The sequence below is a fragment of the Changpingibacter yushuensis genome (assembly GCF_014041995.1).
GTDB lineage: Bacteria > Actinomycetota > Actinomycetes > Actinomycetales > Actinomycetaceae > Changpingibacter > Changpingibacter yushuensis.
Genome location: NZ_CP059492.1, coordinates 606,388 through 618,305, shown reverse-complemented (window position 1 = coordinate 618,305; position 11,918 = coordinate 606,388). Strand labels below are relative to the sequence as shown.

General features: G+C 56.7%; 11 protein-coding genes. 4 read left to right on the top strand and 7 right to left on the bottom strand.

Annotation, left to right across the window (positions count from 1 at the left end):
- Window positions 1–10: 10 nt before the first annotated feature.
- The 6 genes from H2O17_RS02560 to typA form a co-directional block, all read right to left on the bottom strand.
- Complete coding sequence (locus H2O17_RS02560; protein ID WP_182050916.1) at window positions 11–1,348, bottom strand: citrate synthase; 1,338 nt, start codon at window positions 1,346–1,348, stop codon at window positions 11–13.
- A gap of 206 nt (window positions 1,349–1,554) precedes the next feature.
- Window positions 1,555–2,694 carry a succinyldiaminopimelate transaminase gene (gene dapC / locus H2O17_RS02555; RefSeq protein ID WP_182050195.1) on the bottom strand — a complete coding sequence of 380 codons (1,140 nt, stop codon included), beginning with the start codon at window positions 2,692–2,694 and terminating at the stop codon, window positions 1,555–1,557.
- A gap of 2 nt (window positions 2,695–2,696) precedes the next feature.
- Entirely contained in the window at window positions 2,697–3,023 is a 327-nt protein-coding gene (gene fdxA / locus H2O17_RS02550; RefSeq protein ID WP_182050194.1) for a ferredoxin, read from the bottom strand.
- A gap of 98 nt (window positions 3,024–3,121) precedes the next feature.
- Window positions 3,122–5,344, bottom strand: coding sequence for a VanW family protein (locus H2O17_RS02545; protein WP_182050193.1), 2,223 nt, complete (start codon window positions 5,342–5,344; stop codon window positions 3,122–3,124).
- A gap of 147 nt (window positions 5,345–5,491) precedes the next feature.
- The gene (locus tag H2O17_RS02540) at window positions 5,492–5,827 is read right to left on the bottom strand and encodes a hypothetical protein (RefSeq protein WP_182050192.1); all 336 of its coding nucleotides are present in this window, start codon (window positions 5,825–5,827) and stop codon (window positions 5,492–5,494) included.
- 72 nt (window positions 5,828–5,899) lie between these two features.
- Window positions 5,900–7,807, bottom strand: a complete 1,908-nt coding sequence (gene typA, locus H2O17_RS02535; RefSeq protein ID WP_182050191.1) for a translational GTPase TypA — start codon at window positions 7,805–7,807, stop codon at window positions 5,900–5,902.
- A gap of 122 nt (window positions 7,808–7,929) precedes the next feature.
- On the opposite strand from typA, the gene H2O17_RS02530 reads away from it, so the two are divergent.
- From H2O17_RS02530 to H2O17_RS11470, 4 genes are all read left to right on the top strand, one after another.
- A complete protein-coding gene (locus H2O17_RS02530) occupies window positions 7,930–8,586 on the top strand; it encodes a hypothetical protein (protein ID WP_182050190.1) in 657 nt (218 codons plus the stop codon).
- A gap of 196 nt (window positions 8,587–8,782) precedes the next feature.
- Entirely contained in the window at window positions 8,783–8,992 is a 210-nt protein-coding gene (locus H2O17_RS11480) for a hypothetical protein (RefSeq protein WP_220456811.1), read from the top strand.
- Window positions 8,993–9,063: 71 nt separating this feature from the next.
- Window positions 9,064–9,186, top strand: coding sequence for an SDR family NAD(P)-dependent oxidoreductase (locus tag H2O17_RS11475; RefSeq protein ID WP_220456810.1), 123 nt, complete (start codon window positions 9,064–9,066; stop codon window positions 9,184–9,186).
- Between the two features lie 21 nt (window positions 9,187–9,207).
- Window positions 9,208–9,549: an SDR family NAD(P)-dependent oxidoreductase gene (locus H2O17_RS11470; protein WP_220456841.1), complete on the top strand. Its 342-nt coding sequence runs from the start codon at window positions 9,208–9,210 to the stop codon at window positions 9,547–9,549.
- Window positions 9,550–9,968: 419 nt separating this feature from the next.
- Here the strand turns inward: H2O17_RS11470 and H2O17_RS02520 are convergent, their stop codons facing one another.
- A complete protein-coding gene (locus H2O17_RS02520; RefSeq protein ID WP_220456809.1) occupies window positions 9,969–11,669 on the bottom strand; it encodes an ABC transporter family substrate-binding protein in 1,701 nt (566 codons plus the stop codon).
- Window positions 11,670–11,918 lie beyond the last annotated feature (249 nt).

The following is an 11,918-nucleotide window of genomic DNA, read 5'->3' as shown; positions in this document are numbered from 1 at the left end:
GACACCTTGATCAGAGGCGCTTGTTTTCAAGCGAGGATGAGATCTCCACTAGGTGCTGCTTCTCGCGCTGCGTGCGGGCAACCCAATCGCGCTGCGCGTGACCAATGTAGACCTGACGTGGGCGTCCAATCTTTTGGGCCGGATCTGAGACCAGCTCGCGGTATTGAGCGATCCATCCTGGTAGGCGCCCCAGAGCGAAGAGCGGGGTGAACATCTGCGAAGGGAATCCCATCGCCTCGTAGATGAGGCCCGTGTAGAAATCGACATTCGGGTACAGCTTGCGTTGAATGAAGTAATCATCGGAGAGCGCTGCTTGTTCCAGTTCCTGAGCGATGTCAAAGAGCTGGTTGTCCCCACCGAGCCGCACGAGGATATCGTCTGCCAAGCCCTTGACCACCTTGGCGCGAGGGTCAAAGTTCTTGTAGACACGGTGGCCGAAGCCCATGAGCTTGACCTTGTTCTGCTTATCCTTGACCTGCTGCACGAACTGAGAAACCGGAATGCCTTCATTGCGAATCTGACGCAGCATGCTCAGCACTGCTTCGTTTGCTCCACCGTGCAGAGGGCCGGAAAGCGCGCCCACGCCCGCAGATACCGAGGCGTACACATTGGCCTGTGAGGACCCCACCAAGCGAACGGTCGAGGTGGAGCAATTCTGCTCGTGGTCAGCGTGCAAGATGAACAGCTTGTCCAATGCGTTGACGATCGTGGGATCGATTTCCTGCATTTGGTAGGGCAACCCAAAGGTCATCCGGATGAAGTCCTCTGTGAAGGACCGGGAAGAATCAGGGTAGAGCAACGGCAGGCCAGTGGCACGCTTTGCGATGTAGGCGATCATTGTTGGCAACTTGGCCATGAGAAGCACCGTAGCAAGGTCCAACTGAGCCGGATCCTTCGGATCAAGCGTGTGATCGTAGTAGGTGGCCATGCCAGCCACTCCCGATTGCAGAATGGACATCGGATGCCCACCTGCGGGGAAAGCTGTGAAGAATGCTTTGAAGTCCTCATGCAGTAGTGTGTGGCGCTTGATACGGCGGGTGAAGAGCGCCAGAGCTTCTGGATCCGGAAGCTCGCCGTAGATGAGCAGGTAGGCCACTTCGAGGAAGCTGCAGTGTTGTGCCAACTGTTCGATGGGATAACCCCGGTAGCGCAGGATCCCAGCATCGCCGTCGATGTACGTGATCTCTGATTCGCAGGATGCTGTATTGGTGTAACCCGGATCGAGCGTTACGGTGCCGGTGGATGCCAGCATCTTGTCGATTCGGAAGCCGTCCATACCGATGGACGCCTTCACCCGGGGAAGTTCAAGCGTCTTGCCGTCAACATGAATTGTTGCGGCGCCTTCCATGGCGTTTTCAGTCACGGAAACCTCCTAGCTGTGGACCGCGGTGGTCCGCGGCGTACTCTTTGTGCAGGGCAGCGGGACGCCGCAGACACATCTTATCTTCAAGTCAAGATACTACGTGCTCGACGTCACCTGCGTAACAGAGACAACGGGCAAGATACCCGGACACCTCGTGATTGGCTCATACTATCGAGCCCCACATGCGCGATTTACGCAGGATTCCCGAGCTCGGCGGGCAGTTGTGGCAAACGCGCAACTGCCTGTTCAATCGCCCAGTCTGTCGCGGTTAGCGAAATCCGCACGCGGCCCTTTCCGGCTTCACCATAGAAATCGCCCGGTGCTACAACAATGCCGAGCCGTGCGCATGCATTCACGATGTCCCAGGCACTCACACCCTCACGAACGTATTCCGCCCAGATGTATAGACCCGCCACTGAGTTCGGATCGTTTCGCAGCCCGGACTGTTCCAGTACTCCCAGTAGCGCATTTCGACGACGACGATAGACCTCACGTTGCGCATCAACGTGCGCCTCATCGTTCAGGGCAACTACCATCGCGTTTTGTACCGGAGTGGGCATAAGGAAGCCAGAGTGCTTGCGGATCTCGGTCAGAGCCGCCAAACGCTGTTGATCACCAGCTATGAACGCTGCGCGATAACCAGCCATATTGGACTGTTTGGACACTGAGTACAAGGAGAAGATACCGGAGTAATCTTCGCCGCATACGCGCGCATCGAGAATCGAAGGCGCCTCTTGTACATCCCATGGCAGCTGCGCATAGCATTCGTCGGAAGCGATCAGCACATTGTTCACCCGCGCCCATGCCACGATGCGGCGAAGGTGTTCTACGTCTAGCACGTGGCCGTCTGGATTGCCGGGCGAATTAAGCCAGAGAAAAGTGATACCTGCCGGCCAGGATTCCGGCGCTGCGTCGGTATCGATAGGAAGTGGCCGAGCACCGGCCAGCCGTGCGCCAACATCATAAGTAGGGTATGCGGCGCGCGGGAATGCAACGGTGTCACTGGATCCTAGCCCAAGCAAAGATGGCAGCAATGCCACGATCTCCTTGGATCCGATGGTCGGCAAAACGCCCACAGTTCCAGTCACTCCGCGATGGCGGCCAAGCCACCCCACGATCGCCTGGCGCAAATCTGGCGTACCGATGGTTTGGGGATAGCCGTGGGCGTCCGCTGCCTGGCTCAGGGCATCTTGGATAACCTGAGGGACCGAATCAACTGGTGTACCAATAGTCAGATCCACCACACCGTCGGGATGCTTCGCGGCCTGCTGGCGAGCAGGTACAAGTGAATCCCATGGGAAATCTGGCAGCGTCGCCCCTAGCAACCCCACGCTTACTCGCCGGCGCTCTGTGGCGGCAGCGCCGAAACGTACGGGTGATCCTTGCCTGTTGGCCCCAATTTGGCAGCACCACCAGGAGATCCGAGATCCTTGAAGAAGTCGACGTTCACGTCATAGAACGCTGACCATTCCTCCGGAACGTCATCTTCGTAGTAGATGGCTTCTACTGGGCATACGGGTTCGCATGCTCCACAATCCACACACTCATCTGGATGGATGTACAGGGTACGGTCACCCTCGTAGATGCAATCCACTGGGCATTCGTCCACGCAGGCGCGATCCTTCACGTCTACGCAGGGCAGGGCGATTACGTAGGTCATTGCTTTTCCTCTCTTCAGAATTACCGTATCGGTTTCATCTGGTCAACGCTGTTTTCAAGAACACACATGTGAGCTGGTCTTTAGCTCGCCATCTGTGCCTAATTGCATTTCACAGCGTTCACGGGTGAATACGTCCAAGTGTATGAGCCACTGACGTCTTCGTTAACCACCCCGTCGTGCGATACGGTCCGAGATACCTTCACAGTGAACCCATTGCCTCCTGCCGCCGAAGGCGTGCAGTCAGAGGCAGTGTTCACCTCGGTGGTGGGCGATGTCTGGTTGTAGGGGTCAGACGTGGTTGTGGTGACGTCCCAGTACTTAGTGGACCATAGCTGGGAGTGAACGTAGCCGTCAGCGACCCAGGTATCGATCATCACGCCATAGGGAGTGTTGTTCTGCCACTTCATATCGATTTGCCCGGACCAGAGAGTCGCTTCGCGGCCCATTGGGTAACGCGAGAAGTACTTAGAGTGTGGCTTGTGTTCGACGTCGACCAATCCGGCCAAGTAACCGATATTGAACGTGTTGGTAGATAGCTGCGACAGTCCACCGCCAAGTGCCGTGGAGTTGAAACCATTTGCCACCACACCAGAGGAGGTGAAACCACGGGCCTCTGTGATCTCACCTAGTGCATCAAGCAGTGAGAAGGTCTCATCCGGCTTCACCAGAGTATTCGTAATGAGCTTTGTGCCCACAAGCAGGTTGGTGGTGCGCACAGAATCGCTGGTCAGCGGCGTTTCGATAGAGGAGACCACTTCCTTGATGCCCATGGCCTCGGCATCCTCCGTGGTGAACTCTGCAGGAACCTCGACTGTTGTCAGTTCGATCGAGCGGTTGGTGGAGGTGGCGGCAGCGAGAGCCTGTGTTGCCAGATCATCATCGTCAATTCCAACCCCGTCAGTTGACGGGCTGATGGTGGGGGTGGTGTGGTCAACGATCGTAATGACTGCGTCAGTACCTTTCTTCAGTACATCACTGGCAGCAGAACGCACAACGTCACCTAGCGCCTTGCCATCCAGCGATAGGTCTAGCGTTCCATCCGTCGCGGTAAAGGAAGCTGCGGAAGCAAGCTGGGCAGGCGTGATCTCGACGAGCTTGCCACCCACGGTGACCGAAAGCTTGTCAGAAATGAGCGTGTTGGCGGTTTCGACTGCGGTGGCCGCCGCGGCGTCGTCAATAGCAGGATCGGTGGCCGAAACGTCTAGGCGGATCGGCTGGCTCGCCGTGAGAATCACCGTGGATAGCTTCTCTGCAGCCGAATCTGTGTCCAGAGCAACGCCTTGCACAGATTGTGTGGACTGAACGGTGGGAACGGCATCGCTGCCCTCCCCCACTGCGAAGCTCACGGTGGCGTCAGTAGCATCCGTGTTGACCTGCTGCGCTAGCGAATCAACCGTACTGGCAAGCTTGTCAGCATCATATGTGAGCACCGGGTCTACGTTAGAACCGCCAGAGACATGCGCCCAAATACGAGCCGGTTCCAAAGAAAACCCGACGATGGAGCTGATGGTGGCGTCTTCGTCAATACCCAGATCGAACGAAGAAGGATCCACGCTGTGTTCCGTGCTGTCACTGCCCGCTGTGACTGTGACTGCCTCCGAGAGCTTGGGGGTGAGCTCGGCTTCGAGCTTTGCGGAAGCTTGAGACTTGGTCATGCCACCCACTGAGACTCCGGCTACCTTTGTATTGGCCGGAACACGGTCTGCAAAGAAGTATCCAGCGCCAACGTATGCGCCCCCAAGCACGACGGCAGCTGCCAGCACCACCCACGGCCACTTACGGCGGCCCTTCTTGGTCATGTGTGGGGACATGTCTTTTCCCTGATCACTGAAGACCTCATCGGCGAAATCCTCCGATTCGTTGCGCGACGCAGGAAGCGGCGAGGCAAGGTGTGCCGGACGGGGTGCACTGAAGGCCGCGGTGGGCGCAGCCTCGTCCACCGGCGCGGCCGGAAAAGCCTCGGTAGGTTGAGCCGCAGGCACAGCCTCGTCCACCGGCGCGGCCGGAAAAGCCTCAGTAGGTTGAGCCGCAGGCACAGCTTCGTCTACCCGCGCGGCCGGAAAAGCCTCAGTAGGTTGAGCCGCGGGCACAGCTTCGTCTACCCGCGCGGCCGGAAAAGCCTCAGTAGGTTGAGCCGCGGGCACAGCCTCAGAAGGCTCAAAGAGTGACTCAATAGGGTTGGGAGCAGAACCGGAGGCCTGCACATCCTCCGCATTCCAACTGGCGGGAGAACTGCCTGCCTCTTCCGGTTCATCGATTCGGCGATTCAGTGCCGATTCGAGCGAGCCGGAACGGGATTCCTCATTGGCGTCTTTTCCCACAACAACCCTTTCTTGCGCAGTAACTCAGGCAATTCTAGCGAGCGGCAGTGCCACCACGGGAACAATGCCCCCAAGGCATATGCGTCTAGTTCACCACAACATGCACGCACAAAGCGCTGCTATCTCGCAGCACTGCCGTGCCTTTTCCTACCGGCGCCTGAGCACAAATCTTGGCACAAGTGCCGATAACGGGGCAAGAACGAGCCACGCTTCTGAGGGCCAATACTCCACGAGTACGAGTGCATCGTTGCCGGTCGGGAACAGAAGTAGCCAGAAAGTGGCCACCGTGACTCCCGCGAAGTAGGTCAACCAAGCAGAGACCTTTCCCAGTTCGATGAGGAACCAGGAACCGGCCGCCACCATGGCTGTGGCCAGAACGAGGCCGACGATAGGTAGATCGACGGGGCCGCCGTGCACCACGCAGCCAAGGATCCCAACAAAGAAGCCAAGTATGGCTCCCCACACAAGCTGACCGATCTTCAACAGCCCCTCCATTGCCGAGCACCACGCTTTGGCACCACAGTGCCTGAGACTACTAGCCCCAGCTGAGAACCGTCACTTAGCGCGGCGGCTGGCGCGGAACCGTTCAGTTGAGTTGAGGATAACCTTGCGGATTCGTACAGATTCGGGGGTGACCTCGATGCACTCGTCGTCGCCAGCGAACTCCATGGACTCCTCAAGGGTTAGCTTGCGCGGAGCCTGAAGCTGTTCAAACACATCAGCCGTGGCTGAACGCATGTTCGTCATTTCCTTGGGGCGGACAACGTTGACGTCCATATCCTCATCGCGTGGGTTCTCTCCCACAACTTGGCCCTCATAGACTTCAACGCCGGGCTCCACAAAGAACGTGCCACGATCCTCTAGGCGCTGCAGCGCATAAGCAGTGACCTGACCAGCGCGGTCTGAAACGAGCGAGCCGGTTGCACGGGTTTCGATCTCACCGAACCACGGCGCGTAGCCCTCGCCGATTGAAGCCGAAATGCCTGTACCGCGGGTCTGAGTCAGGAAATGGGAACGGAAACCGATCATGCCTCGAGACGGAATGATGAACTCCATGCGAACCCAACCAGAGCCGTGGTTCTGCATGGTCTCCATGCGGCCCTTGCGCGTTGCCATGATCTGCGTGACGGTACCGAGGAACTCCTCAGGAACATCAATGGTGGCGCGTTCGATGGGCTCATAGCGCTTGCCGTCCACCATTTTGGTGACGACCTGCGGCTTACCAACGGTAAGCTCGAAGCCCTCGCGGCGCATCTGCTCTACCAAGATCGCCAGCGCGAGCTCGCCTCGGTCCTGGACTTCCCATTGATCTGGACGTTCCGTGGGAAACACGCGAATCGAAACGTTGCCAACCAGCTCAGCGTCCAAACGGTCCTTGACCTGGCGCGCAGTGAGCTTGTGGCCCTTTTCGCGGCCCGCGAGTGGCGAGGTGTTGATTCCGATGGTCATGGAGATGGCTGGGTCATCTACATGGATCGGAGCCAGTGGCCTCGGGTCTTCCAGATCCACCAAGGAGTCACCAATGGTGATGTCAGTAATACCGGCAACCGCCACGATGTCACCCGCATATGCCGCTTCAGATGGAACGCGGCTCAGGCCTTCGGTCACAAGTAGTTCAGAGATGTGAACACGCTGGATCGAGCCGTCATGACGGGCCCAACCAACGTATGAACCCTTCTTCAGCTCACCAGAGTGCACGCGGATAAGCGCGAGGCGGCCCAAGAAAGGAGAGGCATCAAGGTTCGTCACCTGTGCGACAAGCGGTGCTTCCTCATCGAACTCAGGAGCAGGAATGTAGTGAAGAATGGCCTCGAAGAGAGGCTCCAAGTTCTGGTTCGCGGGAAGCGCACCATCATCGGGACGCACGGTATCTGCGTATCCAGCCTTCGCTGCACAGTAGATAACGGGGATCTCAAGAAGCTTGTCCAAGACGTCGTCGTCGGGATCATCAAGATCAGAGAAAAGAGAAAGCAGAAGGTCCTGCGCCTCATTGACCACACCGTCAATACGTGCGTCTGGCCGATCAACCTTGTTGACGACCGTGATCACAGGCAGGCCTGCTTCGAGTGCCTTACGGAGCACAAACCTTGTTTGAGGAAGTGGACCTTCGGATGCGTCAACAAGCAGCACCACGCCGTCCACCATTGAGAGTCCACGTTCCACTTCGCCACCGAAATCGGCGTGGCCGGGCGTATCAATGACGTTGATCGTCACGCCATCAGGCGCGCCGAACTTTGCAGCGGAGGGGCCGGCGTAGCGAATAGCCGTGTTCTTGGCGAGAATAGTGATGCCCTTTTCGCGCTCAAGATCGCCAGAATCCATGACGCGCTCACCGGTCTTCTCAACCGTAGCCCGTTCTCCAAATGCGCCGGACTGCCAAAGCATCGCGTCCACCAAGGTGGTTTTACCATGGTCAACATGGGCGACGATGGCAACATTACGCAGGTCTTTGCGGGTGCTCACAGATGGACTTCCTCGATCGTTTGTGGCCCCGAGGCACGCGGACGCCTGCGGAGCGCTTCAGTGCGCGGGGCGCAATCGCGCCGCCTTTCAATTTTACGCGCACTTGGGCCACAATTAACACCATGGAACCCAGATATAAGCTGCGGACGACGTCACAATATGGCGCAATGGCTGCCTTTTCGGTGCTAGCCATCACAATTGTGATTCTCCAAGTGGTCCAAGTCGGCCTAACAGGGCTTCCCGGCACCGTTTTGTTCTGCATCGGAATCGTGTTCTTGGCAATGGCTTTTTATGCCATGCCATACCTCGAGGTCAATGCTGAAGGATTAGTCGTAGCCAATACCCTGACAACAGTCACAGTTCCGTTTAGGTCACTCATAGCAGTGGAATCACGTTGGGGAATGCGGCTGACCACGACTAACGGTGAATCCATTGGAGTCCGCGTGTTCAGCCGCTCGTCGAGCTCGCGTGCTCAATACAAGCCACAGCGGGCTAAGTCCGAGAGTGCTAGTTCCGGCGCCTTCGGCTCACACAGTCACGATGCTAGCGAGTACAAAGTCGGAAACGCGATTCCGCTTATCAGTTCAGGCACCATAAGCATGCGAGCCACAACGTACTCAGCAAGCTCACTCATCGACGAGATGCGAGATGCCTATCCCGTGACGCGCAAGGCCGATCCACAAGGTATGGCGTGCAGCCGGGCTTGGGCATGGGATCGGATTGGCATCGCTGCCCTCGGAGCCGCAGCAATTGCAACTGGAACAGCCGCGCTGTTCTAGCCAACTGGCCGGCCACAATACCTAGATTCCTACTGTGACCGGCAATTCACTTCAGCTCACTTCAGTTAGATGGAATTGTTCTGCTATATTCCTTACCCTCCTAGCCAAGCTGTGGGACGATAGTTCCGACACGGCAAAGATGCCCGCCAAGACAGCGGCCTGGTGGTCTCTCCTAGACCCAAGGTTTGGAAAATTCATGACAAAGAAACACGGACCCCTCAATGGCCATCGCACAATCGGTGAGTGGATGGATGACCCCACCGGTGGCCCAGTTATTCGTGTGATCTTCGACGAAGTCGGCATGATGATGATGCAATCGCGCAGGTGCACTCCTTGCCACTGCGTGGCCTACCCGGTCTCAGTCAAGGTCAGTCTCCCTAGGAACTTGTCGATCGAATCATTCTGACCGCCAACAACGGCGTCGTCCCGGAAGATGAGCCACCACCAGGCGCAACCGGCAAGTGGTTCGAAGGCAAGGTGACCGTGAATACGGGCGCAGCCTCTGGAATCGGACGCGCAACCCTTGAGCGCATCCTCTTAGACGGTGGAACCGTCATCGCAGTTGATCTATCGACGGAACGACTTCAGAAGGCCGCATGAGCATTTCCGGAGGGAAAGGTTATTCCGGTTGCTCGTGACATCACGAAGGATGAAGATGTCGAGCGGACTATGGCGACAGCCGGACCACGGATCGACTGTCTGGCTAACGTCGCAGGAATCATGGACGGCATGATGCCATTGCACGAAATAGACAACGCGCTCAGGGATCGCGTGATGGCCGTCAACGTGACGGGAACCTCCAAGGTCTCCCGTGCCGTCTTGCCACTCATGATGGAACAAGGCGAAGACTCTATTGTCAATGTCGCCAGCCAAGCGGCACTTCGAGGCAATGCCACAGGTACAGCTTGCGGCACGTCAAAGCATGCAATTGCTGGCATGACGAAGAGCGAAGCCTTCTTGTAGGGTCCGCTCGGAATCCATATCAATGCAATCTCGCCTGATGAAGTGGCAACCAACATCGAAGGCTCATTCAAGTCCGATTTCGCTCAGGAACGTGTGGCTCCCTTCCTTGCTTTGATCCCGCCGATTTGCAGGCTGCCGCAATCGTCTGGCTTCTGAGCGACGAACGTCAACGGCATCATCATGCCAACTGACGGCAGCTGGTCGGTTCAGTAAGACTGTTGACAAACCAGTGCTGCTGGGTTGGGAGTATCGGTTGTAGCTAGATCTGGCTGGCTCACGTTACGGTCAGGTTTTCCGCATCTGCCAGCGTCACCCACACTCACGAGTGACAAAACTACAACTGGACAACAAGAATGCTCCCCGGCAACCTACGTTGCCGGGGAGCATTCTTGTTGGATTACTCTCACTAATCAGTTGGATCAGTCGGCAACCCAACCAATGTTCTCGATCGGAAGAACCGCAAAGCCCATCGAGCCTTGGCTCGTATTGCCTGCAAAGTTGGCAAGGCCTTCCTTCACTGCAGCAATTCCGGGACCGTTGTAGAGAGGCATGATGCCGTAAAGCTTGAAGGCTTCAACTTCTAGCTCGTTGGCAGCCGTGATCTGCTCGTCCGGATCACCGATCTTCTGAAGGTCAGCAATCTTTGCATCTAGCTCTGCGGTGCCTGTACCCGAGAGGTTCAAGCCTGAGTCAGAGCCGTAGATCTGGCCGAAGTACGCAACGCCGAACGGATCAGTGGACGAGAAGCCCATCGTGAAAAGATCGAAGTCCTTTTCGGTGTACACATCAGAGAAATCGGACGAGGGGCGCTCTTCGATCTGAAGGTCGACGCCGATATCCTTCAGGTTCTGCTGCATCGCGGTTGCGCGGTTCTTGGCAGTAGTTGCATCGCCAAGGAGCACGTAGCGCAGGGACAGCGTCTCACCATCCTTCTCACGGATACCATCGGCACCTTCGGTCCAACCAGCCTCATCAAGAAGCTTCTTGGAGTTCTCCGGATCATATGTCACGGCCTTGGAGAAGTTGTCCTCGTAGCCCGGCTGCGATGCGAACAAGGTGAAGGAGCCTGGCAGTGGTTCGGTGTAGTCGAGCCCATTAAAGGTGATCTCAGCGAGGACCGAACGGTCAATACCATCGAAGATTGCCTGACGAACACCAGAATCCGCGAGGATCTCGTTGCCCGAGTTGAGCATCAGCAGAGCGTTGGAAGGAACCATTGCTGTGAAGATGTTGATGCCAGACATGTCCTTGACTGCGGTGTAACGCTCGGCAGTTGCTGCAGAAGTGAAGTCAATTTCTCCATTGAGGAAGGCGTTCAGCGAAGCCGAAGTCTCCATTACCTTGTAGGTAACGCGATCAAGCTTGCCTGGTTCGCCCCACCACTTTTCATTCTTGACGAATGAAACGGTTCCGGCGGTCTGGTCGAACTTCTCAACCTTGTATGGGCCCGCACCCAAATCTGGCTGAAGTGTGTTGATGTAAAGGTTATTGAAAGCATCAGCCGAATCCACAGCCGGGTTGAGAACTAGATTGAAGAGGCCCTGCCACCAAGCGTAGATGCCGTCAAATGTGACAACAACTTCCTTATCGCTGGAGCCTGCTTCTACAGAGCTGATGCGCTCGTACCCGTCGGTCGCCGAAGGAAGGTAATCCGGATCGGTACCGTTGTTGGCCTGCCAAGTTGTCTGGAATGCCTTGTAGTCAATTGGAGTGCCATCGTTGTACGTGGCCTCGTCCTTGATCTTGTAGGTTACGACAGTGTTGCCGTCTACCTCATCAGACGTGACGTCATCGAAGTAATCGGGGTTGAAGCTCCACGTACCGTCATCTGCGAACAGAGCCAGCTGCGGGTTGTACCAGTACCATAGCCAGCTTGTGTAGCTGGTGCCATCCTGCTGGAAAGGGTTCTGCTGTTCGCCGAGCTCGGTGATGGCTAGGGTGAGCGTGCCACCTTCCTGAAGCTCGTCATAGTCTGCATGCAGATAGTCAGCGGCGGCGACCTCGGTGGCGGAACCCGTATCGGTGCTGCCCGAGGATCCGTCGCTGCTACCAGAAGCACCGCATGCAGAAAGTGTCAGAGCAGCAACCGCAAACGCGGCAACAATTCCTGTCTTCTTCATGAACATTCCCTTCATGTAATAACCAGTTGAGTGGTACTGGTTAGGTATCTGATCTTAGTGAACGACCCCGTGGTGTCCACGTTTTCCATCCACCATTTGGACATTCTGGACTATCTTAGCTTTTTCTTGACGAAATATTGGCCTTCGTACTACCAGCGGTTTATGCTCACCACTCATCTAGCCTCATGATCGCGTTCAATACTTCAGCATTGGAGAGTACCTTCCGGAACTGCCTAACAATGGCACGAG